This window comes from Rhodococcus oryzae, from assembly GCF_005049235.1.
Taxonomy (GTDB): domain Bacteria; phylum Actinomycetota; class Actinomycetes; order Mycobacteriales; family Mycobacteriaceae; genus Rhodococcus_G; species Rhodococcus_G oryzae.
This window is the reverse complement of record NZ_SUMD01000007.1, coordinates 86295-112781: the sequence shown is the minus strand read 5'-3', so window position 1 is coordinate 112781 and position 26487 is coordinate 86295. Positions and strand designations below refer to the sequence as shown.

General features: G+C 69.9%; 22 protein-coding genes and 1 riboswitch. Of the genes, 8 read left to right on the top strand and 14 right to left on the bottom strand.

Annotated features, from left to right (window positions below; all coding sequences use genetic code 11):
- Window positions 1–28: 28 nt before the first annotated feature.
- The 11 genes from FCG67_RS15940 to FCG67_RS15890 form a co-directional block, all read right to left on the bottom strand.
- Entirely contained in the window at window positions 29–1456 is a 1428-nt protein-coding gene (locus FCG67_RS15940; RefSeq protein ID WP_169310545.1) for an amidase, read from the bottom strand.
- Between the two features lie 156 nt (window positions 1457–1612).
- Complete coding sequence (locus tag FCG67_RS15935; protein WP_097211899.1) at window positions 1613–1972, bottom strand: hypothetical protein; 360 nt, start codon at window positions 1970–1972, stop codon at window positions 1613–1615.
- Window positions 1973–2055: 83 nt separating this feature from the next.
- The gene (locus FCG67_RS15930) at window positions 2056–2463 is read right to left on the bottom strand and encodes an arsenate reductase/protein-tyrosine-phosphatase family protein (RefSeq protein ID WP_136910708.1); all 408 of its coding nucleotides are present in this window, start codon (window positions 2461–2463) and stop codon (window positions 2056–2058) included.
- 13 nt (window positions 2464–2476) lie between these two features.
- Complete coding sequence (arsB, locus tag FCG67_RS15925; RefSeq protein ID WP_136910707.1) at window positions 2477–3559, bottom strand: ACR3 family arsenite efflux transporter; 1083 nt, start codon at window positions 3557–3559, stop codon at window positions 2477–2479.
- Entirely contained in the window at window positions 3556–3927 is a 372-nt protein-coding gene (locus tag FCG67_RS15920) for an ArsR/SmtB family transcription factor (RefSeq protein ID WP_136910706.1), read from the bottom strand. Before FCG67_RS15920 ends, arsB begins: the two co-directional genes overlap by 4 nt.
- Before the next feature lie 89 nt (window positions 3928–4016).
- Window positions 4017–6344 (bottom strand): endopeptidase La, encoded by a 2328-nt coding sequence (gene lon, locus FCG67_RS15915; RefSeq protein ID WP_136910705.1) that lies wholly within the window; start codon window positions 6342–6344, stop codon window positions 4017–4019.
- 396 nt (window positions 6345–6740) lie between these two features.
- Window positions 6741–7979, bottom strand: a complete 1239-nt coding sequence (locus FCG67_RS15910) for an APC family permease (RefSeq protein WP_281282343.1) — start codon at window positions 7977–7979, stop codon at window positions 6741–6743.
- 53 nt (window positions 7980–8032) lie between these two features.
- On the bottom strand, window positions 8033–8845 hold the full coding sequence (locus FCG67_RS15905; RefSeq protein WP_136910704.1) for an ABC transporter: 813 nt from the start codon (window positions 8843–8845) through the stop codon (window positions 8033–8035).
- Between the two features lie 58 nt (window positions 8846–8903).
- Window positions 8904–9218: a DMT family transporter gene (locus tag FCG67_RS15900; protein ID WP_136910703.1), complete on the bottom strand. Its 315-nt coding sequence runs from the start codon at window positions 9216–9218 to the stop codon at window positions 8904–8906.
- Between the two features lie 14 nt (window positions 9219–9232).
- A riboswitch (guanidine-III (ykkC-III) riboswitch) is annotated at window positions 9233–9295 on the bottom strand.
- A gap of 65 nt (window positions 9296–9360) precedes the next feature.
- A complete protein-coding gene (locus tag FCG67_RS15895; RefSeq protein ID WP_136910702.1) occupies window positions 9361–10353 on the bottom strand; it encodes a GAF domain-containing protein in 993 nt (330 codons plus the stop codon).
- A gap of 19 nt (window positions 10354–10372) precedes the next feature.
- Complete coding sequence (locus FCG67_RS15890) at window positions 10373–11860, bottom strand: cytochrome P450 (RefSeq protein WP_425467847.1); 1488 nt, start codon at window positions 11858–11860, stop codon at window positions 10373–10375.
- A 408-nt stretch (window positions 11861–12268) separates the two neighbouring features.
- Between FCG67_RS15890 and FCG67_RS15885 the strand changes: the two genes are divergently transcribed.
- The gene (locus tag FCG67_RS15885; RefSeq protein WP_211243224.1) at window positions 12269–12979 is read left to right on the top strand and encodes a response regulator transcription factor; all 711 of its coding nucleotides are present in this window, start codon (window positions 12269–12271) and stop codon (window positions 12977–12979) included.
- A complete protein-coding gene (locus tag FCG67_RS15880) occupies window positions 12979–14391 on the top strand; it encodes a sensor histidine kinase (protein WP_136910700.1) in 1413 nt (470 codons plus the stop codon). The genes FCG67_RS15885 and FCG67_RS15880 overlap by 1 nt, the downstream gene beginning before the upstream one ends.
- 106 nt (window positions 14392–14497) lie before the next feature.
- Here FCG67_RS15880 and FCG67_RS15875 read toward each other — a convergent pair whose 3' ends face one another.
- From FCG67_RS15875 to FCG67_RS15865, 3 genes are read right to left on the bottom strand one after another with little or no spacing between them, the layout of a single operon-like run.
- Window positions 14498–14923, bottom strand: a complete 426-nt coding sequence (locus FCG67_RS15875) for an HIT family protein (RefSeq protein ID WP_136910699.1) — start codon at window positions 14921–14923, stop codon at window positions 14498–14500.
- Window positions 14924–14930: 7 nt separating this feature from the next.
- The gene (locus FCG67_RS15870; protein WP_136910698.1) at window positions 14931–15554 is read right to left on the bottom strand and encodes a dihydrofolate reductase family protein; all 624 of its coding nucleotides are present in this window, start codon (window positions 15552–15554) and stop codon (window positions 14931–14933) included.
- Window positions 15555–15597: 43 nt separating this feature from the next.
- Entirely contained in the window at window positions 15598–16434 is an 837-nt protein-coding gene (locus tag FCG67_RS15865) for an alpha/beta fold hydrolase (RefSeq protein ID WP_136910697.1), read from the bottom strand.
- A 178-nt stretch (window positions 16435–16612) separates the two neighbouring features.
- Between FCG67_RS15865 and FCG67_RS15860 the strand changes: the two genes are divergently transcribed.
- The 6 genes from FCG67_RS15860 (at window position 16613) to FCG67_RS15835 (ending at window position 26420) form a co-directional block, all read left to right on the top strand.
- On the top strand, window positions 16613–17848 hold the full coding sequence (locus FCG67_RS15860) for a bifunctional glycosyltransferase family 2/GtrA family protein (protein WP_136910696.1): 1236 nt from the start codon (window positions 16613–16615) through the stop codon (window positions 17846–17848).
- The gene (locus FCG67_RS15855) at window positions 17845–19956 is read left to right on the top strand and encodes a glycosyltransferase family 39 protein (RefSeq protein ID WP_425467846.1); all 2112 of its coding nucleotides are present in this window, start codon (window positions 17845–17847) and stop codon (window positions 19954–19956) included. Before FCG67_RS15860 ends, FCG67_RS15855 begins: the two co-directional genes overlap by 4 nt.
- A gap of 10 nt (window positions 19957–19966) precedes the next feature.
- Window positions 19967–21220 (top strand): phosphoribosylamine--glycine ligase, encoded by a 1254-nt coding sequence (purD, locus tag FCG67_RS15850; protein WP_136910695.1) that lies wholly within the window; start codon window positions 19967–19969, stop codon window positions 21218–21220.
- Between the two features lie 246 nt (window positions 21221–21466).
- Entirely contained in the window at window positions 21467–23056 is a 1590-nt protein-coding gene (locus tag FCG67_RS15845; RefSeq protein ID WP_211243223.1) for a GMC oxidoreductase, read from the top strand.
- A gap of 321 nt (window positions 23057–23377) precedes the next feature.
- Window positions 23378–24961 carry a GMC oxidoreductase gene (locus tag FCG67_RS15840; protein WP_136910693.1) on the top strand — a complete coding sequence of 528 codons (1584 nt, stop codon included), beginning with the start codon at window positions 23378–23380 and terminating at the stop codon, window positions 24959–24961.
- A gap of 289 nt (window positions 24962–25250) precedes the next feature.
- Complete coding sequence (locus FCG67_RS15835) at window positions 25251–26420, top strand: pyridoxal phosphate-dependent aminotransferase (RefSeq protein ID WP_136910692.1); 1170 nt, start codon at window positions 25251–25253, stop codon at window positions 26418–26420.
- The last annotated feature ends 67 nt before the right edge of the window (window positions 26421–26487 follow it).

The window sequence follows — 26487 nt, the reverse complement described above, 5'->3', positions numbered from 1 at the left end:
TCTCTCGGTCGGGTGATTGCCAGCGAGTCTAGTTGCCCCGCGGGGGCGCCCATCCGCCGAACGCGCGCTCCAACTCGAGCGCGGCGGCGATCGTCAGGTAGTCGTTGCCCATCCCACCGACGATCTGGACGCCAAGCGGCAGTCCGGCCGAGCCCAGCCCGAGCGGTGCCTGGGTAACCGGCAGCCCGGCGAGGCTGAACGGGGCGACGGCGTTGGTCCGCCACGGCTGGCCGGTGGACGCGCCGTGCCGCGGCGCGACGGCGGGCATCGTCGGATGCAACAGCAGGCCGTCCCCGATGATCGCCGTCACCTCGTCCGCCGCCGTGTGCGCGGCGGTGGCCAGCCGCCGCACCAGCGGCTTCGGCAACAGCTTCTCGAGGACCTCGCCGATCACCAGCGACCGCATCGGCGCCGTGTGCTTGCCGCGCGGCGCGACCAGCTCCGGCAGCGACAGGGGATGGGCGCCCTCCCCGCGCATGATCTCCGCGAAGCTGATGCCCGTCTCCTCGGCCAGGACGATGGTGGTGAACAGGCCGATCTGGCGCAGCGACGTCATCGTGACGTGCTCGACCTTCGCGCCCGCGTCCTCCAGCGCGGCGGCGGCCCGGTCCCGCGCGCGCAGCATCTCGCGACCGGTGCCCGGCAGGAACGCGTCCTCGACGAGGGTCACCCGGACGCCGGTCAGCGAGGTCGACGCGGGGTCTTGCAGCGGCAGCTCCCGCACGAGGGGGTCGACACCATCGGGTCCCGCCATGATCTCCAGCAGGGGCATCAGGTCCTGGGCGCGGCGCGCGAGCGGACCGTTCGCGCACATCCGCGCGACCCCGTAGGGCGGGGGCCAGGATCCGGTGACCGGCAGCAGTCCGGTCGAGGGCCGGTGCCCGAAGACGCCGTTGCAGAAGGCCGGAATGCGAATCGAGCCCAGCGTGTCGGTGGCGATCCCGATCGGGGACCCGCCGCTGCCGATCACGGCACCCTCGCCGCCGGAGGAGCCGCCCGCACTGCGCCGACGGTCGTAGGCGTTGTTGGTGCGCCCGTAGACCCGATTGTTGCTCTCGATCCACATGCAGCCCTCGGACGTGTTCGTCAGGCCGAGCACGATCGCGCCCGCGTCGAGGACGCGCTGCACCACCGGCGCGTGTGCCGCGGGGCGGATGTGCTTGCGCGCAACGACTCCCGCGGTGTTGGGCATGCCTGCGACGGCGAGCGACTCCTTGACGGTCACCGGAACGCCCGCGAGCGGCGGCAGCGCGTCCGGCCCGTCGGCGGCCAGCCGCGCGTCGACCTCGTCCGCGTCCCGTCGGGCCGCGTCGTACCGTTCGACCACCACCGCGTTCAGCGACGGGTTGACCCGCTCGAGCACCGCGATGTGCGCTTCGACCACCTCACGCGAACTGAGCGATCCCGCCCGGATCGCGCCCGCCAGCGCGACGGCCGACTCCTCGGTGATCTCCACGTGCCCTCCTGACCGTGCACTCTGGACGAGCCCTGCGGCTCGTGCGTGACAGTTTGACATGAGATGTCAACGTGCATCGAGCTGTGGCCGGGGACCGACGAGAACGCCCCCGCCGAGCAGGTCGGCGGGGGCGTTCTCGTCACGGTGGGGGAGCGGTCAGCACTCGCCCTTGATGCCGGCGTCCACGCCGCGCTGGAAGTCCTTCTGATCCTGCTCGGACTTGGTGGCCCAGTCCGGCGCGGCCTTCGCGAGGTTCGCGAACTCGGCGCCGATGGCCTCCGGCGTGGCGGCCTCGTCGGTGATGCCTGCGTCCTTGAGGGTCTTGATGTACTCGCTGATCCCGACGCAGGTGTCGTGGTAGATGTCGCCGGTCAGCTGCGGGGTCTCGCCGATCGCCAGCTCCTCGACCGTACTGGCGGCGGAGTCGCTCGTCTTCTCCTCGGAATCAGAGCTGCAGCCGACGAGGAGGAAGGGCACGGCGGCGGCCGCGACGGCGGCGATCAGGGTTCGTTTCATGCCCGTATCAGTACCAGACGATCGGGCCGGCTCCGACAGCGCACCCCGTTCCGTCCGATCCCGGATCCGTTGTCCCACAAGAGCTAGTCGGTCGGGGCCAGCTCGGCGATCAGGGCTTCGACGCGGGACCTGATCTCGTCGCGGATCGGGCGCACCTGCTCGACGCCCCGGCCGGCCGGATCCGCCAGCTGCCAGTCGCGGTAGCTCACGCCGGGGAACACCGGGCAGCTGTCCCCGCAGCCCATGGTGATGACCACGGTCGAGGACTCGACCGCGTCGGGGGTGAGGATCTTCGGGGACTGTGCGGAGATATCGATGCCCAGCTCGGCCATCGCGGCAACCGCGGCCGCGTTGACGGCGTCGGCGGGCGCGGAGCCTGCGGAGCGGACCTCGATCGCGTTGCCCGCGAGGTGGGTGAGGAAGCCGGCGGCCATCTGGGACCGCCCGGCGTTGTGCACGCAGACGAACAGGACGCTGGGTGTGGTTGCCATGATCGGCCTTTCGTCAGGCGGGAAGGTCGGCGGAACGGAAGCGCCCGCGCAGCGCGAGCGAGACATAGACGAGCCCGACCAGGACCGGAACCTCGATCAGTGGTCCGACCACCCCGGCCAGCGCCTGCCCGGAGGCGGCGCCGTAGGTGGCGATCGCGACGGCGATGGCGAGCTCGAAGTTGTTGCCCGCGGCGGTGAACGCGAGGGTCGTGGTGCGCTGATAGCCGAGGCCCAGGCCGGCGCCGAGCGCGTAGCCGCCGCCCCACATCACCGCGAAGTACACAAGCAACGGGATCGCGATGCGGACGACATCGAGGGGGTGCGAGGTGATCTGATCTCCCTGCAGGGCGAAGAGCACCACGATGGTGAACAGCAGCCCGTACAGCGCCCACGGCCCGACCTTGGGCAGAAACGTGCCCTCGTACCAGTCTCGGCCCCTTGCTTTTTCGCCGAGTCGGCGGGACAGGTAGCCGGCGACCAGCGGGATGCCGAGGAAGATCAGCACCGACCTCGCGATCTGCCACGGTGAGGTGTCGATGGTGGTCTGCTCGAGGCCGAGCCAGCCGGGCAGCACGGAGAGGTAGAACCAGCCGAGGGCAGCGAACATGATCACCTGGAACACCGAGTTGATCGCGACCAGGACGGCGGCGGCCTCGCGGTCCCCGCAGGCCAGGTCGTTCCAGATGATGACCATCGCGATGCAGCGGGCCAGCCCGACGATGATCAGTCCGGTGCGGTACTCGGGCAGGTCGGGAAGGAAGATCCAGGCCAGCGCGAACATCAGCGCGGGGCCGAGCACCCAGTTCAGCACCAGTGAGCTGATCAGGAGCTTGCGGTCGCCGGTGACGGTGTCGAGCCGGTCGTAGCGGACCTTCGCCAGCACCGGGTACATCATGATCAGCAGGCCGAGGGCGATCGGCAGCGAGATGCCGTCGATCTCCACCGCGCCGAGCACGTCGTCGAGTCCCGGGATCATGTTGCCGAGCAGCAGCCCGGCGACCATCGCGGCGCCGATCCACACCGGCAGGAAGCGGTCGAGGGTGGAGAGTTTGCCGACGACGGCCGGGTGGCCCTCGGTGGTCGCGGGCGCGCTCACGCGGTCACCGCGGCGGTGGGATCGGCATCCGCGAGTGCCGACGAGAGTTGGTGCAACGCGGCGGGGATCACCCGGTAATAGACCCAGGTGCCGCGGCGCTCGGAGTCCAGCAGGCCCGCCTCGCGCAGCACCTTGAGGTGATGCGAGATCGTCGGCTGGGACAGATCGAAGGAGGGGGAGATGTCGCAGACGCAGGCCTCACCGCCGTCGTGGCTCGCGATCAGGCTCAGCAGCCGCAGTCGGACCGGCTCGCCGAGGGCCTTGAACGTGCGGGCGATCTCGTGCGCGCGGCCCGCGCTCAATGGTTCGCGGACCAGCGGCGAGCACCGCTCGGTGGCGTCGGTCAGCGCCAAATCTTGATTCGACATGTGTCTATATTTACATCTGTCGATGTAAAGCGCTACCGCGACTGTGCGCGATCCGTACCCCGGTCGGGGTACGGACCGCGCACCAGCGGCTATGCCGCCTGCACCGCCTGCTCCTCGGCGGACGTGATGGCCGACCGCAGCAGGTCCGCGACGTCGGACACCAACCGCACCTCGACGGATTCGAGGACGTCAGCGGGGACGTCGTCCAGGTCCGGCTCGTTGCGGGCGGGCAGGAACACCGTGCTCAGCCCCGCCCGCTGCGCCGCCAGCAGCTTCTGCTTGGCGCCGCCGATCGGCAGCACCCGCCCGTTGAGCGTGACCTCGCCGGTCATGCCGACGTCGGAGCGCACCGGGCGACCCAGCGCCAGCGAGACCAGCGCCGTCGCCATCGTCACCCCGGCGGACGGCCCGTCCTTGGGCACCGCACCCGCGGGGACGTGGATGTGGATGCTCCGGTCCAGGGCGGCGGGGTCGACGCCCAGTTCCGTCGCGTGTGAGCGGACGTAGGACAGCGCGATCTGCGCCGACTCCTTCATCACGTCGCCGAGCTGCCCGGTCAGGGTCAGCCCCGCCTTGCCCTCGGTGGCGTTCGCCTCGATGAACAGCACGTCGCCGCCGAGCCCGGTGACGGCGAGCCCGGTCGCGACCCCGGGAACCGAGGTCCGCTCGTGTGCCTCGGGGGTGAAGCGCGGCCGGCCGAGGAGGTCCCTGAGCTGGTCGACGCCGATCACGACCCGCTCCGGTGCGGCGACGCCCGCGAGCCGGGTCGCGGCCTTGCGCAGCGCCTTCGCCAGCAGCCTTTCGAGCTGCCGGACCCCGGCCTCCCTCGTGTAGTCGGCCGCGATCTCGCGCAGCGCGTCCTCGGTGACCTCGACCTCGTCCGCGGTGAGCGCGGCGCGTTCGAGCTGACGGGGCACCAGGAAATCCCTCGCGATCGCCACCTTGTCGTCGGCGGTGTAGCCGTCGACGGTGACGAGCTCCATGCGGTCCAGCAGGGCGGCCGGGATCGACTCCACCACGTTGGCCGTCCCGATGAACACCACGTCGGACAGGTCGAGGTCGAGATCGAGGTAGTGGTCGCGGAACGTGTGGTTCTGCGCCGGGTCCAGCACCTCGAGCAGGGCCGCAGCGGGGTCGCCGCGGTAGTCCGAGCCGACCTTGTCGATCTCGTCGAGCAGCACGACCGGGTTCATCGACCCGGCCTCGTTGATCGCGCGGACGATCCGCCCGGGCAGCGCGCCGACGTAGGTGCGCCGGTGCCCGCGGATCTCCGCCTCGTCGCGGACGCCGCCGAGCGCGACGCGAACGAACTTGCGTCCCAACGCCCGTGCGACGCTCTCGCCCAGCGAGGTCTTGCCGACGCCGGGCGGGCCGGCGAGCACCATGACCGCGCCCGAGCCGCGACCGCCGACGATCTCCATGCCCCGCTCCGCGCGGCGCGCGCGGACCGCCAGGTACTCCACGATCCGGTCCTTGACCTCCTCCAGGCCGTGGTGGTCGGCGTCGAGGACCGCGCGGGCCGCCGCGACCTCGGTGCTGTCCGCGGTGCGGACCGTCCACGGGAGTTCGAGCACCGTGTCGAGCCAGGTGCGGATCCAGCCGGACTCGGGGCTCTGATCGCCCGCTCGCTCCAGCCGGCCGACCTCGCGTAATGCCGCCTCGCGCACCGAGTCCGGCAGGTCCGCGCCCTCGATGCGGGAGCGGTAGTCGTCCGCCCCGTCCGCCTCGCCCTCGCCGAGTTCCTTGCGGATCGCGGCGAGTTGCTGCCGCAGCAGGAACTCGCGTTGGCTCTTCTCCATGCCCTCGCGGACGTCGTCGCCGATCTTGTCGGCAACCTCGACCTCGGCGAGGTGCTCCTTCGTCCAATCGATCAACACGGTCAGACGCTCTGTCGCCGAAGGCGTTTCGAGGAGCTGCCGCTTCTGCAGGTCGGTCAGGTACGGGGCGTATCCGGCGGTGTCGGCGATCGCCGAGGGGTCGGTGAGCCGGTTGACCGAGTCGATGACCTGCCAGGCCTCGCGGCGCTGCAGGACCGCGACCACCAGGTTCTTGTACTCGTGGGCGAGTTCGGTGGTCCGGCCGTCGGACGCCTGGTCCTCGACGAGTTCGGCCTCGACCCACAGCGCGGCGCCCGGTCCGGTGACGCCGGTGCCGATGCGGGCGCGCCTGCCGGCCTTGAGGACGGCGGCCGGGGCCCCGCCGCTGAGCCTGCCGATCTGTTCGATGGAGGCGACCACGCCGAACGCCGCGTATCGGTCCTCGAGGCGTGGGGCGAGCAGCACGCGGCCGTCGCTGCTGCTGCGGGCCGCATCGATGGCGGCCTGTGCCGGTTCGTCGAGCTCGATGGGGACGACCATTCCTGGCAGCACCACCGGTTCCGCCACGAACAGCACGGGGAGACGTTCGGTTGTTGTCATTTCCCTGCCCTTCTGAAGTTGAGCGTGTGATGCTCAACCTCGTCGACCAGGGGTCTGTTCCCGCCGCTGCGGCGTTTCGCCGTGGGCGGACGAGGCGCTGATATGCGGCACCCTAGATAGGTGAGGCTATCCTGTGTTCTTGTTCACAAAGAGGGCCCTCTCGGGATGTAGCCAAGGCATGCCTAGCCTAAGTCTGTGTAGCGTTCCGGTCGCATCACCAGGTGCGACCCATTCCTCGAAAGGCTGACCATGTTCCCCGCGCTGACCCAGTTCCTCAACGACTTCGCCCTGTTCGGCGGCGACCTCTTCAGCTTCGCGATCCACGTCAACCTCTGACGCACGCAGCGCGATGCAGAGGGGGCGCCTCCCGGCGGGGAGGCGCCCCCTCTTCGTGCGTCACGGGGAGATCGTGTGCCGCCTGACCGCGTACACCAGCGCGCCCGCGCCGAGCACCGCCAGCCCGCTGAGCACGGAGGCGAGGGGCAGCGCGAACCCCAGCACCACGCAGCCGAGCGCGCCCAGGATCGGGATCCCCGGCCACACCCTGCCCTCCTTGCGGGTCAGCGTCAGCGCCGAGCAGTTCGCGATCAGGTAGTAGGCCAGCACGGCGAACGACGAGAACCCGATCGCGTGCCGCAGGTCAGCGACCGCGGCGAGCACCGCGACGACCGCGCCCACCAGCAACTCCGCGCGGTGCGGCACGCCGAAGCGCGGGTGCACGGCGGCAAGCCCGCGTGGCAGGTGGCCGTCGCGCGCCATCGCGAGGGTGGTGCGCGAGACCCCGAGGATCAGCGCGAGCAGGGAACCGAGTGCGGCCAGCGCCGCACCGACCCGGACCACCGGTTCCAAGCCGGGTGCTCCCGCGGCCCGCACCACCTGCGCGAGCGGATCGGTCGCCTCCGCCAGGCCCTGCGGGCCAAGGGTTTTCAGTGCCGCCGCCGCGACCAAGGCGTACACGACCAGCGTGACGCCCAGCGCGATGGGGATGGCCAGGCCGATGGTGCGGCGCGGGTCGCGGACCTCCTCGCCGAGCGTGGCGATCCGGGCATAGCCGGCGAACGCGAAGAACAGCAGCCCGGCGGCCTGCAGCACACCTACGGCGCCGCCCGAGCCGCCGTCCGCCCAGCGGCCCGGCGCCGAGGAGCCCAGGCCCACGACAACCACGAACGCCAGCACGGCGAGCACCACCGCGACCAGGACCCGGGTCAGCAGCGCCGACTTCTGCACTCCCACATAGTTGACCGCGGTCAGCGCGAGCACGGAGGCCACCGCGACGGCGTGTGCGTGCGCGGGCCAGGCGTAGGCGCCGACCGTCAGGGCGATCGCCGCGCAGGACGCGGTCTTGCCGATCACGAAGCCCCAGCCGGCTAGGTATCCCCAGAACTCGCCGAGCCGCTCGCGGCCGTACACGTAGGTCCCGCCCGAGCTCGGGTACCGGGCGGCCAGCCGGGCGGACGAGGTGGCGTTGCAGTAGGCGACGACCCCGGCGACGGCCAGCGCGAGGGGCAGCGCCGCCCCGGCAGCCCGCGCGGCCGGGGCGAGCGCGGCGAAGATCCCGGCCCCGATCATCGAGCCGAGGCCGATCATCACGCAGTCGCGGACCCCGAGCGTTCGGGCGAGTTCGGGCACCGTCACACCGTAGGGGCGGATTAGGCTCGGTGCCACCGGAACCGGTCGCCGCGCGGCGGCTAGCTGTACTCGGCGCCGTTGCCCCTGCCGCCCTTGAGCCAGCGGCCGGGCAGCCGCCCGGCGAGGTCGCCGAGCGGGCCCACCGCCGCGCTGAGGACCCCAACCGTTTCGCGGAGCAGTTCGATGCTGTCGCCCATCTTCTCGAGGTTGGGCGCCAGCGACGCCAGCGTCTCGGAGAGGCTGACGATCTGGTCGAGCGGACCGCCGTCCGCGATGATCCGTTCGAGCGCGCCGTCCCTGGCCAGCAGGGTCTCGAGGATGCCGTCCTCCTCGAGCGCGCGCTCGATGAGACCACCCTCGCGGGTGAGGGTTTCGAGCGGCCCGGCGGTGGCGGTGAGGCGTTCGAGCGGTCCCTCCTCGGCGGTGAGCCGGTCGAGCAGCCCGCCGGGGGCGAGCAGTCGCTCCACCGGTCCGTCCACATCGAGCAGTCGGTCGACCGGGCCGCCGGTGGCGAGCACCCGCTCGAGCGGCCCGCCCGGTTCGATGATCCGCTCCAGGGTGCCGCCGGGTGCGGTGAGCCGGTCGACAACGCCGCCCGGTTCGAGGAGTCGGTCCAGTGGCCCGCCGGGGCGCATCGCCTGGCCGAGTGGCCGCTGGTCCGAGGCGAGCTCGGCGACCTGTTGCAGCAGCTTCAGCGGTCCGGAGGGGTTGGCCGCGGCGAATCCGCCGAGGCTCGCCGCCGCTCCGGGGGAGGTCGAGGCGGCGAGCATGACGCGGGCGGCGCCGAGTGCGGTTTCGGCCACCCCCAGCGCCGAGTCGGTGATCGCGAGGCTGGCCCGCACCGGGAGTGTGACCATCGCCACCAGGTTCATGAGGTAACTGTAACCCTGTGGTGACGGGCAACACGCCCGGTCCGGGCGCGGCGGTCGGTCAGTGCAGGACCTTGAGTCCGACTACGCAGCCGACGATGCCGAGGATCAGCAGGATCTTCACGATCGACGACGATTCGGAGCCGGTGATCATCGCGTAACCGACCGTGAGGGACGCGCCGATGCCGACCCACACCGCGTACGAGGTGCCGATGGGAAGGCTGCGCATCGCATAGGCGAGCCCGCCCATGCTGATCACGAGGGCGACGCCGAAGACGATCGAGGGGTTGAGCTTCGAGAATCCCTCGGACTTGCCGAGGGCGGTGGCCCAGATGGCCTCGAAGATTCCAGAAATGACGAGCACAATCCATGCCATGGTGTGATTCTCCCAAGGCACCGTCTTGTCGCTGGCCGGGTACGGTGCTGCTCGTCCGGATGTCATGTTGACGTCTTTACCGTAGCAAACGAAATGCCCCGGGTGCGGGTGTCTTCGGTCACCACCGCCGCAACGACGAGCGCTAGCTCTGCGGCACCCGCGAGATCTGAACGATCGCAAGCCGATTGCCCAGCCCGCCCGGATACGGCGAGATGCGCAGGCTGGACAGTGCCCACTCGTCCTCGCCCGCCCGAAGCCGTGCCTCCGCCTCGACGGGTTCGACGGACCCGGAATCGAAGCGGGCGCGGGCCAGCTCCAGCACGCCCTGATCCTCGGGGTGGATGACCCGGTTGCCGCCCTCGATGCCGCGCCAGTGCACCCACGGGGCCGGCTCCGCCAGCCACATCGTCAGCACCCCGAGCTCGGTCTCGAACAGCGCGGTGTAGATCCCGGCCCCCCGCATCACCTCCTGCATGCCGAGCTCGGCGAGCGTCGGCCTGCGTGGCTCGACCGTGTCGGTGACGTCGTGCCAGAGCAGACGCAGGCCCGCCTGCCCCGGTTCGGTCCTGGCCCTGGCCCAGCAGTGCCACCGCATGATCCGGCCGTCGGCGTGCAGCACGCTCATGTCGGCGTCCCATCGGGCGCCCGGCTGCGGATTGAAGGCCAGTGCGAACAGCGATTCCGACTCGTCGAATTTGACCGCCTTGGCGTAGTACTCGGCAGGCGTCCGTTCGGTGACGTGGTCGGCGGGGCTGACCCCGGACATCATCGACGCCTCGAGCGTCTGCGCGATCATGAGGCGCTCGAGCAACCAGGAGATACCGGACGCCATCCGCGGTGGTGACGGCGGGGCGTCGGCCTCCCCGATCCACAGCTGGACGCCGTGGGTGTCGCCGGACGGTCCGAGGACGGGGAAGGCCTCGAGGCGGTACCGCTTGCGCTCGCCCCTCTGGCTCTGCGCCTCGAGGACCTCGCGGCGGCGGCCGGACCGCACGGCCTCGACCAGTGGTTCGACCCGGATGCCTGGGGCGGGGGACAGCCGGCCGGCCGAGGTCCACGCGCGCACCGTTCCTCCGGTGCTGACCACGGTCGGCGAGTCCTCGGCCAACGTTTCGATCAGGTGCCATTCGTTCACGGTGTCTCGACGCTCCCGGTCATCGCGATCGGATCCGGAGCGTGAAGCCGCGTGGCTTGAGGGTGACCGCTTCCTGGATGTCGAGTGTGTACGCCGGGTCGCCGGTGAACTCGTACTGGCGCAGCAGTTCCGCCAGCGTCAGCACGGCCTCGTGGAGCGCGAACTGGCGCCCGATGCAGGACCGGGGGCCGGTCCCGAAGGGCCGGTACGCGTCGCGAGGCCGCTTGCGGACTTGTTCCGGCAAGAAACGGTCCGGGTCGAAGGTCTCGGTGTCCTTGCCCCACACCGGGTCTCGATGCAGCTGCGGTAGCAGCACGAACACCCAGGATCCCAGCGGCATCGCGTACCGGCCGCCGAGCACCGTGTCCGTCCGGACCTTGCGGAAGTAGCCAGGCGCGGCGGGCCACAGGCGCAGGGTCTCGTCGACCACCCGGCGCAGGTACCGCAGCTTCCCGATCTGGTCGAAGGAGAGCGGGGCGTCGCCGGGGGCCACGGCGTCGATCTCCGCGCGGGCGGCGGCCGCGATCTCCGGGTGCTTGGCCAGGTAGTAGAGGGCGAATCCGAGTGTCCCCGCGGTGGTCTCGTTGCCAGCGACCAGAAACGTGAGTACCTGGTTGCGGATGTTCACCGGGTCGAGGGATTCCCCGCTGGCCGGGTCGACGGTGCCCAGCATCAGGTCGAGGAGGTCGTCGTGACCACCCGGGTGTCGGCTCCGCTCCGCGATCACGTCGTCGACGACCGAGCGCATCAGTGCGATGTCGGCCTTGTGCTGTATGGCGGCCTTTCTGCCGAACAGCTTTCGAATGAAAGGAAGGTCGTTCGAGGTGCGGTTGATGTGAGCCAGCGCCCGCGACATGGCCGTCACGAACGGGTCCTCTGACACTGGTCGCTCCGCGGGCTCCGCTCCTGCGGACTTCGTGAACGAGCCGAAGTCGTAGCCGAACCCGGCCAGTCCGATCACGTCGAGGGTGAGCCGGTTCATGTCCCGGGAGACGTCGACCGGGTCTCCGGTGGCCGCGGCACCGTCCCACGCAGACCGAAGGCCTTCGAGGGCCCGGAGCATCGAACCGTGATAGCCACGCAGCGCGGCCTGGCTGAAGCCGGGGGCCAGGATGTTGTGTGCCTTGGCCCAGTTCGGCTCGTTGTTGAACGCCGTGAACAACCCGTCCTCCGCAATGCTGCGGAGTTTGCGGATCGGCTGGCCGAGGGACTTCGCCCAGGTCGATTCGTCGTTGACCTCCGACACCAGGTCGACGCCCGAGACGACGACGAGGCGCTGGCCGACGATCTTGCGCTCGAAGATCGGGCCCAGTTCGGCGGCCATCCGCATTTCCTTCTGCACCGGCTTGGCCGGGTCGACGCTCAGCAGATCGCCCAGCACCGGTAGCCGGTGTCGGGGCCTCGGGATGACGGTTGCCGGTCCCACCCGCGCGGCCGGCGCGGCCGGCGCCGGATCGGTCGCAGGGGTCGGCCCGGTGATGGTGTGCGGGCACTTGTCGGCGGTCACACCCAGAGTCTGCCGCATCGCCGGGTGCGCGGATCCGCGGTGTCGGCAGGTGTTCGTCGGTGGGTCGTCCGCCGGGCGAATCCCAGGTGGGACCGCCCGGCGGGCGCCTCGCGATCCGGACCCCTCGAGAATGCGTGAGCACCCGATTTCCGGATCGAGTCGGAGGACGGCACGAAAGGGACGCCGGACGGCGCGCGTCCGGTGCTGTGACCGTCGAGGTCGGCGTGGCCCCGGAGAATCAGGCGAGCCACACCGTGAGTGCTGCATCCGGTTCCGACGTCGACAGGAACCGGGGAACTCCCGAGGGAGCGCAGGGGAAACTCTAGCGCACGGGTCCCCGTGCCGACTCACAGGAAGTTCACAGCCGATGTCCAGCCTCCTGGCAGCGATCGCGAACAAGATGGGGGAGTGAGCGCCACCAGAACCGAGGCCAGGGTGTTGGTCGTCGACGACGAGCCGACCATCGTCGAACTGCTGTCGGTGAGCCTGCGGTTCCAGGGCTTCGAGGTCGAGACCGCCGCCACCGGGCCGGAGGCCCTCGACCGGGCGCGCGGCTTCCGGCCGGACGCGGTGATCCTGGACGTGATGATGCCCGGCATGGACGGCTTCGGCCTGCTGCGCAGGCTGCGGGCCGACGGCGTCGACGCGCCGGTGCTGTTCCTCACCGCGCGGGACGCGGTGGAGGACAAGGTCGCCGGGCTCACCCTCGGCGCCGACGACTACGTCACCAAGCCGTTCAGCCTCGAGGAGGTGGTGGCCCGGCTGCGGGTGATCCTGAGGCGGGCGGCGGGCGGCGCGCAGTCCGCCGAGTCCGCACGTATCCGGTTCGCGGACCTCGAGCTCGACGACGACACCCATGAGGTGTGGAAGGCAGGCAAGCCGGTGTCGTTGTCGCCGACGGAGTTCACGCTGCTGCGGTACTTCATGGTCAACGCAGGCGTGGTGCTGAGCAAGCCGCGGATCCTCGACCACGTGTGGCACTACGACTTCGGCGGCGAGGTCGGGGTGGTCGAGTCGTACGTGTCGTACCTGCGGCGCAAGGTCGACACCGGGGACCGGCGGCTGATCCACACCCTGCGCGGGGTCGGCTACGTCATGCGCGAGCCCAGGGAGCCGTGATGGCGCGCCGGGTCCCGCTGCGGTTGTCGCTGGTGGCGGCGCTCGTGCTGCTCGCGGGCCTGGGGTTGCTCGTGTCGGGGGTCGCGGTCACCTCGTCGCTGGAGAACTCGTTGGTCGCCCGCACCGACGAGATGCTGCGCGACGCGGCGCACGGCTGGGCGAAGCCCCAGGCGCTGCCGTTGCCGCCGCCTCCTTTCGCGCTGCCCGCGCCCGGGCCCGACCGGCCGCCGACGCCATTCTTCGTCCTCGTGCAGGCCCCCGGCGGACAGCCCCAGTTCGTCATCAACGACGACGCCAAACATCAACCGGATCTGCCGCAGGACCTCGGTCCGGAGCCGGTCACGGTGGGCTCGGTCGGTGACCCCGGGCAGCGGTGGCGGGTGCTGGCCAACACCTCGCCGATGGGCACGGTGACGGTCGCGGTGAGCCTGTCCGACGTCGACGCCACCGTGCAACGGCTGGTGATCCTCCAGCTCGTGATCGGGGCGCTGGTTCTGCTGATCCTGGCCGTGCTCGGGTATTTCGTGGTTCGGCGCAGCCTGCGCCCGCTGGTCGAGGTGGAGCACACGGCCGCGGCCATCGCGGCGGGGGACCTGCACAGCCGGGTGCCCGAGTACGGCGGCAGGACCGAGGTCGGCAGGTTGTCGGCGGCGCTCAATGGGATGCTCGCCCAGATCCAGACCGCGTTCGCGGCCACCGAGGCTTCCGAGGAATCGGCCCGCCGGTCCGAGCAGAAGATGCGACGCTTCGTCGCCGACGCCAGCCACGAGTTGCGCACCCCGCTGACCACCATCCGAGGGTTCGCCGAGCTGTACCGGCAGGGCGCGATGACCGACACCGGGCTGCTGATGTCGCGGATCGAGGGTGAGGCCGCCCGGATGGGTCTGCTGGTCGAGGACCTGCTGATGCTGGCCCGGCTCGACGCGCAGCGCCCGCTCGAACGCGCGCCGGTGGATCTGCTCACCGTCGCCTCCGACGCGGTCCACGATGCCAGAGCAGTTGCCCCGCAACGCGAGATCGGCCTCGAGGTGCTCGGCGGTCCCGGGCAGGCCGAGGTCCTCGGCGACGAGGCGCGCCTTCGCCAGGTGCTCGGCAACCTGGTGGGCAACGCGCTCAGTCACACCCCGGCCGATGCCGCGGTCACCGTCCGGGTCGGGACCGAGGGGCCGGATGCCGTGCTGGAGGTCGCCGACACGGGGCCCGGACTGGACGCGGAGACGCGGGAGCGGGTCTTCGAGCGGTTCTACCGCGCGGACAGCTCTCGTACCCGGGAGTCCGGCGGCAGCGGGCTGGGCCTGTCCATCGTGTCGGCGCTGGTCGCCGCGCACGGCGGCACGGTCGCGGTGGAGTCGCCGGAGGGCGGCGGCGCGGTGTTCCGGGTGCTGCTGCCGCGGATCGAGCGGCCCGACTAGCCCCACCGGTCCGCGGCAGCGTGTGCCCCGCCGAGTGTGCAGTTGTGTGCGCACCCACTCGACGTTTGCGACCGCAGGTGCACACTCGGCCGAACCAGCGGCGGAGTCAGTCCGGGACGTTCGCCCCGTGGCCGAGCTCGCGCAGTGTCGCCTTGATGGTGGCCTGCGCCTCGTCCAGGGACTCAGGCGAGGGGTTCGGGTCGGCGCCCGAGATGTTGAAGTCGCCGAGGCTGAACGCCGGGAACACGTGCAGGTGCAGGTGCGGCACCTCCAGACCGGCGATCAGCAGTCCGGCGCGCGGGGCGTCGAAGCCCTTGCGCACCGCCTGCCCGATGATCTGCGCGACCTTCGTGCACTCGGCGAGCACCTCGCCGTCGAGGTCCTGCCACTGATCGATCTCGGCGCGCGGGACCACCAGCGTGTGGCCCTGGGTGATCGGGTTGATGGTGAGGAACGCGACGACCTCGTCGTCCTCCCAGACGAACCGGCCCGGGAGGTCGCCGGCGATGATCATGCTGAAGACGGATGCCATGCCGCGATTATGCCGGGTTACCCGTTACGTCGGCGAGATGCACTTTGGCGTCGTCGTAGCCGACGGAGCCCGAGGCATCGGCGGAGGTGTAGATCAGGTGCAGCACCCCGGTGGTGAAGGTCTGGGCGGAGATGAGGCGCAGTGGGATCGGCGCGCCCTCCTCGAACAGCCGCTTGCCGCTGCGCAGGGCGACGGGGTGCACGAGCAGATGCAGTTCGTCGATCAGCCCTGCTGCCAGCAACTGCTGGACGATCGACGGGGAACCACTCATGGCGATATCCGTCGCGCCCGGCTGTTGCTTGAGCTCGGTGACGGCGTCGACCAGATCGCCCGCCAGCTGTTCGGAGTTGCGCCAGGTGAAATCGAGATCCTGGTGGGAGACGACGATCTTGCGGGCGTCGCCGAGGGCCTTGGCCATGCCGGCGTCCTCGCCGCCCGCGGCCTCCCGTCCCGGCCAGGCTCCGGCGAAGCTGTCGTAGGTCTCGCGGCCGAGGAGCAGGGTGTCCGCCGACGCGAGCTGTGCGCCGACGGCCGCGCCCATCTCGTCGTTGAAGTAGGGGAAGTGCCAGTCCTGAGGTTCGCCGACAACGCCGTCGAGCGAAACGAACAGGCCTGCGGTGATTCTGCGCATGGGAGTACTCCTGGCGGTGTTGTCGGACGTGGGTGCGGTCGGATCAGACGGCGTAATTGGCTGTACCGGTGAGGAATTCACCGGCTGGTGGGGTGAGCAGCGCGATGTTCGGGTTGTGGCTCAGCTTGGCCAGTTCCACGTGCTGGGCGTTGGGCAAGACCGCGGTGATCGCGCGGGCGGCGGTGCGCAGCAGATCGCCGCTCTTTCCGCCGGAGATGACCAGGGTCGGCACGGTGATGTCGGACCAGTCCGCCGCGCGCAGCGGTTCACCGCGCATGTAGTCGCCCATGACGGCCCAATCATGGGCGGTCGCAGGGGCGGTCGCCTTCAGGCTCTTCCAGAACGGCGTGAATCGCATGACGGCGACGAAGGGGCGGGGCATGCCCATGGCGTGGGTCATGTAGAACTTCACGACCTCGGCGCGGCGGTCCTCGGCGATCAGCTTGTGCAGCGTCACATCAAGATTCGCGGCGGGAACGAAGTCCTCGTTGTTCACGACGAACGGCGGCTCGAAGGCGATGACCTTGGTGATGCCGGGCACCCGGCCCGAGGCGGCCGCCAGCAGCGCGAGTCCCGCGCCGGAGGACCAGCCGAACAGGGCGGCGGATCCACCCGTCGCCTCGACCAGTGCGGCGATATCGTCGATCTCGTTCTCGACGTCGTACACGCCTGGCGAATCGCTGCTGTCGCCCCGGCCGCGGCGGTCGTAATTGATGACGGTGAGACGGTATTCATCGGCCAGCTTCTGGGCCAGCTCCACCATTTTCGGGAATGTGCGGTAGCTGAATGCACCACCGACGAGAATGACTGTTCCGGCATCGCCACCGACGTAGCGGTCGAAGGCGACTGTGATTCCGGCGGGCGTGGTGATGGATTCCATGATCTGAGTCCTTTCGTCGAACTCTCTTGTCACCGTGCGGTGGGTTCAGCAATAGAGACGGCGGTCGGCTCCGGTATTCATCGCCACCATGATGTGACGTAAGTCACATCATGCGTCCGCAGGAAGTTGCCAGCCGCGGTCCAGGGACACCACAGGTTCGGCCGCGAGGGTGGGCCGCATGACGAACTCACTGGTCCGGGGCGAGACGGCGCCGGAACCGCCACCGGAGACCCAGACCGTGGCGCTCGACGTGGTCATCCCGGTGTACAACGAGGAACGCGACCTCGAGCGCTGCGTGCGGCGGCTGCGCGCGCACCTCGACGCGTCGGTTCCGTACCCGAGCCGAATCACCGTCGCGGACAACGCGAGCACCGACTCGACCCTCTCGGTCGCGGCGCGGCTCGCCGCCGAGTTCGACGGGGTCCGCGTGGTGCATCTCGACGAGAAGGGCCGCGGCCGGGCACTGAGCGCGGTGTGGGGCGGATCGGACGCACGGGTCGTCGCGTACATGGACGTGGACCTGTCCACCGACCTCAACGCGCTGCTGCCGCTGGTGGCGCCGCTGCTGTCCGGGCACTCGGACCTCGCGATCGGATCGAGGCTCTCCCGCTCGTCACGGGTGGTGCGCGGGCCCAAACGTGAGGTGATCTCCCGCTGCTACAACCTCATCCTGCGCGGCGCCCTGCGGGCGAAATTCACCGACGCCCAGTGCGGTTTCAAGGCGATCCGGACGGACGTGGCGCGCCGGCTGCTGCCGCTGGTGCAGGACACTGGCTGGTTCTTCGACACAGAACTGCTGGTGCTGGCCGAGCGGGTGGGTCTGCGGATCCACGAGGTGCCGGTCGACTGGGTCGACGACCCCGACAGTTCCGTCGACCTCGTCGCGACCGCGCTCGCCGACCTCAAGGGAGTGGTGCGGGTGGGACGGGCGCTGGCCACCGGCGCCCTGCCGGTCGCCGCGCTGAGGGAGGGACTCGGTCGGGAGCCGCTGGTTCCTGGCGTGCCGCGCGGGATGGTCGGGCAACTGGCGCGGTTCGCGGTCGTCGGGGTCGCCTCGACTGCCGCCTATGCGCTGCTCTACCTGGCACTGCATCCCGCGATCGGCGCCCAGGCGGCGAATCTCGTCGCGCTGCTCGTCACCGCGGTGCTCAACACCGCCGCCAACCGGGCGTTCACCTTCGGGGTGCGCGGCCGGTCGGATGCCGCCAAACACCAGGCCCAGGGCCTTGCGGTGTTCGCGTTCGGGCTGCTGCTCACCAGCGGATCCCTGTTCGCCCTGCACCGCTGGCTGCCCGACGCCTCCAAGCATCTCGAACTCGCGGTGCTCGTCGCCGCGAACCTCGTCGCCACCGTCACCCGGTTTGTCGCGCTGCGCTGGGTGTTCCGCAATCACCACGAAGGAGTCACGCAGTGACCACCACCACCGCTGCACCGCCGAACGTGACGGCGCACCCCGATCCCGCGCCGCCGCGCCGCCTGCCGGAGCCGTGGCTGCTGGCGGCGCTGCTGATCGGGACCGCCGTCGCGTATCTCTGGGGACTCGGCGCCTCCGGCTGGGCCAACTCGTTCTACTCCGCCGCGGTGCAGGCGGGTTCGGTGTCCTGGAAGGCCTTCTTCTTCGGCTCGTCCGACGCCGCGAACTCGATCACCGTCGACAAGCCGCCCGCCTCGTTGTGGGTGATGGCGCTGTCGGTGCGCGTGTTCGGCCTCAGCTCGTGGAGCATCCTCGTGCCGCAGGCGCTGATGGGGGTCGCCACCGTCGCCCTGCTGTGGGCGACGGTGCGGCGGTACTTCGGCGCCGCGGCCGGGTTGCTCGCCGGGCTCGTGCTGGCGCTCACGCCGGTCGCGGTGCTGATGTTCCGGTTCAACAACCCGGACGCGTTGCTGGTGCTGCTCATGGTGGCCTCCGCCTGGGCGCTGCTGCGCGGCGTGTCCGACGGCCGGACCCGGTGGCTGGTGCTGGCGGGCGCGTTCGTCGGGCTGGGCTTCCTGACCAAGCAGCTGCAGGTGATGCTCGTGGTGCCGCCGCTGGCGCTGACCTACCTGCTGTTCGGGCCGCCGAAGCTGGGCAGAAGGGTGCTGCAGCTGTTCGCTGCGCTGGCCGCGATGGTCGTCGCCGCCGGCTGGTGGCTGCTGACCGTGGAGCTGTGGCCCGCCGACTCCCGTCCTTGGATCGGCGGCTCGCAAGACAACTCGATCCTGGAGCTGACCCTCGGTTACAACGGGTTGGGCCGGCTGAACGGCAACGAGCGCGGCAGCGTCACGCCAGGGCGGGGGCCGGGGCCGGGCACGGAGGCCGCCGGGATGCCGCCTTTCGTTGAACTGCCCGGTGGTGGTCCCGGCGGGATGTGGGGGAGTACCGGCATCACCCGGATGTTCGACCTGGAGCAGGGCGGTCAGATCGCGTGGCTGATACCCGCCGCGCTCATCCTCGGCGTGCTCGGAATCGTGTTGTGTGGCAGGAGTGCCCGCGTCGATCCCCGGCGGGCGGCTTTCGTGCTGTTCGGGTCCTGGCTGGTCGTCACGGGGCTGGTGTTCAGCTTCATGGCCGGGATCTTCCACTCGTACTACACGGTCGCGATGGCCCCGCAGGTCGGCGCTCTGGTCGGCGCGGGCGCGGTGCTGGCCTGGCGCAGGCGGGCCGACTGGTGGGTCCGCGTCGTGCTGGCGGGCACCCTGGCCGCGAGCGCCGCGTGGGCATGGGAGTTGCTCGGTCGAAGCTCGTCCTTCCTGCCGTGGCTGCGCTGGACGGTGCTGGTGGTCGGCGCCCTCGCGGCGGTGGCCCTGCTGTGGCCGCGCCTGAGCGGGCGGGTGGCAGCGGCGGCCGCGGTGGCGGGGATGCTCACCGGGCTGGCGGGCCCGGCCGCGTACGCGGTAGACACCATCGGGACCCCGCACGGCGGCGCGCTGCCCACCGCGGGGCCGAGTGCCTGGGGACTGCCGTTCGACCTCGGCGAATATGCCGGTGCGGGCTGGATGATCGTCCAGGACGGCAAGGTGATGGTGGGTCCGCCGCAGACGGGTGCCGCCCTCGGGACCCCGGGGACCGGGCCTGCGCCGGGCGGACCTGCCGGGAACCCGCCGGGCGGACGCGCGGGAAACCGGCCGGGCGGGCCAGAACAGATGAGTGGGGGCGGCCCCGGCGGTGGGTTGCTGAACGGTAGCGAGCCCAGTGCTGACATGACCGAACGGCTCGAACAAGACGCAGACCGCTACACCTGGGTGGCCGCCACCGTCGGCTCCAACAGCGCCTCCGGGTACCAACTGGCCACCGGGGATCCGGTGATGCCGATCGGCGGCTTCAACGGCAGCGACCCCTCGCCGAGCCTGGCGCAGTTCCAGCAGTACGTGGCCGAGGGGAAGATCCACTACTTCATCGGGGGCGGCGGCATGGGCCCCGGCGACTCCGGCGGCAGCGGTGCGCAGATATCCGAATGGGTCGCACAGAACTTCGCCGTCACCACGGTCGATGGCGCAACTATGTACGACCTGACCGCGCCGCGGGTACAGGCCGGGCCGTAGTCTGAGGTCCGTGCGCGTACTCGTTATCGGCTCCGGAGCCCGTGAACATGCCCTTCTTCTCGCCCTCGGGCGCGACCCGGGTGTGACGGCCCTGATCGCCGCACCCGGAAACGCCGGGATCGCCAAGATCGCCGAGCAGCACCCCGTGGACGTCGCGTCCGGGGAGGCCGTGGTGGCACTGGCACAGAAGGTCGCCGCGGACCTGGTCGTGATCGGCCCCGAGGTGCCGCTGGTGGTCGGCGTCGCCGACGCCGTCCGCGCGGCCGGGATCGCGTGCTTCGGGCCGTCCGCCGACGCCGCGCGGATCGAGGGTTCCAAGGCGTTCGCGAAGGACGTGATGGCGGCCGCAGGCGTGCGGACCGCGCACAGCGAGATCGTCGACAGCCCGGCCAACCTGGATGAGGCCCTTGACCGCTTCGGCCCGCACTGGGTTGTCAAGGACGACGGGCTGGCCGCAGGCAAGGGCGTCGTCGTCACCACCGACCGCGGCGCCGCCCGCGATCACGCCGCCGAGCTGCTCGAGACCGGGCATCCGGTCCTGCTGGAGTCCTACCTCGACGGGCCGGAGGTGTCGCTGTTCTGTCTGGTCGACGGCGAGACCGTGGTCCCGCTGCTGCCCGCACAGGACCACAAGCGGGTCGGTGACGGTGACACCGGGCCGAACACCGGCGGCATGGGCGCCTACACCCCGCTGCCGTGGCTGCCCGAGGAGACGGTGACCCAGATCGTCGACGAGGTCGTCGTCCCCGTGGCCGCGGAGCTGGTCAAGCGCGGCAGCGGCTTCTCGGGGCTGCTGTATGCCGGACTCGCGATCGGCAAGGACGGCCCCGCCGTTGTCGAGTTCAACTGCCGCTTCGGCGATCCGGAGACCCAGGCGGTGCTGGCGCTGCTGGAGTCCCCGCTCGGTGAGCTGCTGAACGCCACCGCGACCGGAACCCTCGCCGAGGTGGCCCCGCTGCGCTGGCGCGACGGTGCCGCGGTGACCGTGGTGCTGGCCGCCGAGAACTACCCCGGACGGCCCCGCACGGGCGACGTGATCAGCGGTGCCGATGCGAAGGATGTGCTGCACGCGGGCACCGGCCTGCGCGAGGACGGCGCCGTGGTGTCCTCCGGCGGCCGGGTGCTCAGCGTCGTCGGGGTCGGCGCCGACCTGACCAGTGCGCGCGAGGACGCCTACGCCAAGCTCGCCGAGGTCCGGCTGGCAGGCGGGCACTTCCGCCGCGACATCGGGCTCGCCGCCGTCGAGGGCCGCATCACCATCTAGTTGGTCGCTGGTCCAGGTCGCGATGCGTAAAACAGTACCGGCGATTGTGTTCTCGCACTGTCGTTTCCGCGATCCATTCCGGACTGTGAGCGGCGTCAGGATTACCGAACGGTAACGTGCGACTTCTCTCGTATAACAGGTTCCAGTTTTGTTGGCCCTGACAGAGAGGTTCCGTTGAGCGAGTACCAGGCGTCGCGAGGCACGGCAGCGACCACTTTCAATCCCCAGCTTTCCCGCAGGAAGTTCATGGCGGCAACGGGTTTCGCGGTGGGGGCCGCGGCGCTCTCCTCCTCGTGGACCTCGGCGGCGGCATCGCCGCGGCGCGCCCTCAACAGCGGTGACCGGGTGCCAGCCCTGATCATCGGCAGCGGGTACGGCGGCGCGGTGGCGGCGCTGCGGCTGACACAGGCGGGTATCGACACCCACATCATCGAGATGGGCCGGGCCTGGACGACGCCCGGCTCCGACGGCAAGATCTTCTCCCCGATGCTCACCCCGGACAAGCGGGCCTACTGGTTGAGGACCCGTACGGCGCAGCCGGTTTCGCACTTCTCGGGTGGCTCGGTGGACAAGGACATCGAGAAGTACGTCGGCGTGCTCGACTGCGAGAACATGGGCGGGATCAACGTCTACCAGGGTCGCGGGGTCGGCGGCGGTTCGCTGGCCAACGGCGGCATGGCCGTGACGCCCAAGCGGGGCTACTTCGAGGAGATCCTGCCCTCGGTCGACTCCAACGAGATGTACGGGACCTTCTTCCCGAGGGCGAATGCCGGTCTCGGCGTGAACAACATCGATCAGGCCTGGTTCGAGTCCACCGACTACTACCAGTTCGCCCGGGTCGGTCGGAAGACCGCGCAGCGCTCCGGATTCCAGACGACCTTCGTACCCAACGTCTACGACTTCGACTACATGAAGAAGGAGGACGCCGGTCAGGTCGCCAAGTCCGCGCTGGCGGGCGAGGTCATCTACGGCAACAACGCCGGTAAGAAGTCGCTGGACAAGACCTATCTGGCGCAGGCATCGGCCACCGGCAAGCTCACCATCACCACGCTGCACGAGGTGACCAAGGTGGCGCCCGCCGCCAGCGGCGGCGGGTACTCGGTCGAGATGAAGCAGATCGACGAGCAGGGCAACACCGTCGCGACCAAGACGGTTACCGCGGACAAGGTCTTCTTCGCCGCGGGCAGCGTCGGCACCAGCAAGCTGCTGGTCGCGATGAAGGCGCAGGGTCACCTGCCGAACCTTCCCGGTGCCGTCGGTCAGGGCTGGGGCAACAACGGCAACGTCATGGTCGGCCGCGCCAACCAGGGCTGGGACCCGACCGGCGCAAAGCAGTCGTCGATCCCGACGATGGGCATCGACAACTGGGCCGACCCGGCCGGTCCGGTCTTTGCGGAGATCGCGCCGTTCCCGGCGGGCACCGAGCTGTGGGTCAGCCTCTACCTGGCGATCACCAAGAACCCGGAACGTGCCCAGTTCCAGTACAACTCGTCGACCGGCAAGGTGGGGCTGTCCTGGCAGGCCTCGCAGAACCAGCCCGGTATCAACATGGCCAAGCGGGTGTTCGACAAGATCAACTCCAAGGAGGGCACGATCTACCGCACCGACCTGTTCGGTGTGTACAAGACGTGGGGCGACGGACTGACCTACCACCCCCTCGGCGGCTGCATCCTGAACCAGGCGACCGACAATTTCGGGCGGCTCCCGGAGTACCCGGGCCTGTACGTGATGGACGGGTCGCTGGTGCCGGGCAATGTCGGCGTCAATCCGTTCGTCACCATCACCGCCCTCGCGGAACGGAACATGGCCACGATCGTCGCGAACGATCTGCATTAGTTCCACCCGTAGGTGAACGTGTTCTCGCGATACCGGGGGCGCCTCGGTGTGGGCCTGCGCCTGCACGGGGGCGTCCCCGGTGTCCGAGAATCGTTGAACAGTACTGGTGATAACGCTGCAGCACAGGCATTTCGAGCATTTCGATATGAGCTGCGGGATTTCGATTTATTACCGGTCGGTATTGCGAATCTCAACGCTGTTACGGCTGTATAACGAGTTCTACTTTATTGGCCCGTGATCAGAGAGGTTCCGTTGACCGAATACCAAGCGTCACGAAGCTATACAGCGACCGCGAAGTCGCAGTTCTCCCGCCGTAGGTTCATGGCGGCGACGGGCCTGGCGGCGGGCGCCGTTGCCCTCGCGCCGTCGCTGGCTGCCACCACGGCCGCGGCATCCCCGCGTCGCGCACTCAACACCGGTGACCGGGTGCCCGCCCTGATCATCGGCAGTGGTTACGGCGGTTCGGTGACCGCACTGCGACTGGCGCAGGCGGGCATCGACGCCCACATCGTCGAGATGGGCAGGGACTGGGGCACGGCCGCCTCCGGGGTCTTCACCTCCACCACCGCGCCGGACAAGCGTGGGTTCTGGCTGAGGAACCGCACCGCGCAGCCGATCTCGCACTTCTCCGGCGGCTCGATCGACAAGGACATCGAGAAGTATGTCGGAATCCTCGACTGCGAGAGCATGGGCGGGGTCAACGTCTACCAGGGCCGAGGCGTCGGCGGCGGCTCCCTGGTCAACGGCGGCATGGCCGTCACGCCCAGGCGTGGTTACTTCGAGGAGCTCCTGCCCTCGGTCGACTCCAACGAGATGTACGGGACGTTCTTCCCGAGGGCAAACGCGGGGCTCGGCGTCAACAACATCGACACGGCCTGGTTCGAGTCGACCGAGTGGTACAAGTTCGCGCGCACCGGACGGAAGACCGCGGAACGGTCGGGCTTCAAGACCACCTTCGTGCCCAACGTGTACGACATGAACTATATGAAGCAGGAGGCGGCGGGCTCCGTGCCCAAGTCCGCCCTGGCGGGCGAGGTCATCTTCGGCAACCACGCGGGCAAGAAGTCGCTGCCCAAGACGTATCTCGCGCAGGCGGCGTCGACCGGCAAGGTCACCATCACCACGCTGCACCGCGTCACCAAGGTCGTCCCGAGCGGGGCCGGCTACTCCGTCGAGATGGAGCAGATCAACGAGCAGGGCGGCGTCGTCGCGACCAAGACGGTCACCGCGGACAAGGTGTTCTTCGCGGCCGGCAGCGTCGGCACCAGCAAGCTGCTGGTGGCAATGAAGGCACAGGGGCATCTGCCGAACCTGTCCGGCGAGGTCGGTCAGGGCTGGGGCAACAACGGCAACGTCATGGTCGGCCGTGCCAACCATCTGTGGGACGCCACGGGCGGCAAGCAGTCGTCGATCCCCACGATGGGCATCGACAACTGGGACGATGCCGGGGGACCGGCGTTCGCGGAGATCGCGCCGTTCCCGACCGGCTTGGACATGTACGTCAGCCTGTACCTGACGATCACCAAGAACCCGGAACGCGCGCAGTTCCAGTACAACTCGTCGACCGGCAAGGTCGACCTGTCGTGGCAGACCTCGCAGAACCAGCCCGCCATCAACATGGCCAAGCGGATCTTCGACAAGATCAACTCGAAGGAGGGCACGATCTACCGCACCGACCTGTTCGGCGTCTACAAGACCTGGGGCGACAACCTCACGTACCACCCCCTCGGCGGCGCCATCCTGAACAAGGCCACCGACAACCACGGCCGGCTGCACGGGCACCCGGGCCTGTACGTGATGGACGGTTCGCTGGTGCCGGGCAACCTCGGCGTCAACCCGTTCGTCACCATCACCGCCCTCGCGGAGCGGAACATCGCCACCATCATCGCGAACGACATGCACTGACATCAGCACAATCGGTACCGAATAGCAGCCCCCCTGCCGGCAGCGGCCCCGAGGATTCGATCCTCGGGGCCGCTGTCGTCGCGGTTGCGGTCGGCCAAACGGTCCGGGCGCCGAGTGCCCCGCGCCCGAAGTCTTCTTGCGCTTGCCGGGGCCCACGCGGCGCCTCGCGGCGTTGTCGCAGGTCCAGATAGAACCCCGCTACCTGGACCTGCTCCGCCTTGCGACGCATCCACGTGGATCCCCGGCAATCATCAATGGACTTCGAGCGCAAGGCACTAGCCTCGTCCCGGTGCGAGAAGAGTCCCAGCGATCCCAGGTCCCCACGTTTCACGTGATGGACGTCTGGAAGGCCGCCACCGAGCGGGCCCGAACCCACGGCGATGTCCTGACGCTGGCCGCGGGGCAGCCGTCCACCCAGGCGCCCGGCCCCGTGCTGCGTGCGGCGCACGAGGCCCTCAGCGCCCAATTACTCGGCTACACCGAGACGTTCGGGATCCTGCCGCTGCGGGAGGCGATCGCCGGGTACCACAGCGCGAAGTCGTCGATCGAGGTCGATCCGGACGAGGTCGTGGTGACCACCGGCTCGTCCGGCGCCTTCACCCTGATCTTCCTCGCGGCGTTCGACGCGGGCGACACGGTGGTGGTGGCGCGGCCCGGCTACCCGGCGTACCGCAACACGCTCACCGCGCTCGGCTGTCGGGTGCTCGAACTCGACTGTGGGCCGGACACCCGCTTCCAGCCGACGGTCACGATGCTCGAGGCGCTGGACGAGCCGCCCGCAGGCCTGGTCGTCGCGAGCCCGGCCAACCCGACGGGCACCGTCATCGACCCGACCGAACTCGCCGCCCTCGCGCGCTGGTGCGAGGAGCACGGCACCCTGCTGATCTCCGACGAGATCTACCACGGCATCGAATTCGGCTCCGGCCACTCGGCGACGGCGTCGGCCTGGGAGACCTCGCGCGAGGCCGTCGTGGTCGGCTCGGTCTCCAAGTACTTCTCGATGACCGGCTGGCGCCTGGGCTGGATGCTGGTGCCTGCGTCGCTGCGCCGCGCGCTGCAGCGACTCGCCTCGAACATGACGGTGTGCCCGCCCGCGATCTCGCAGTACGCGGCTGTCGCGGCCTTCACCGACGAATCCATGGCCGAGCTGGACGGGCACGTGCGGCGGTACGCGGCCAACCGTGACCTGGTGCTGGCCGCGCTGCCTACACTGGGAATCACGGACCTGGCCCCGGCGGACGGCGCCTTCTACGCCTACGCCGACATCGGCCATCTCACCGACGATTCGACGTCCTGGTGCGCGGAACTGCTCCGGGAGACCGGGGTGGCGCTGGCGCCGGGCGTCGACTTCGACACGGTCCGCGGCGACAGGACCGTGCGGATCTCGTTCGCCGGCGCGACGGCCGACGTGCAAGAGGCCCTGGAGCGATTGGGGCGAAGTGCTGCACTCGGACACTGACGGGACGGCGGCCTCGCCCGCGCCCGCTCAAACGAAATCGACTCGGCGCAGCGCTTCCGCTGGCACG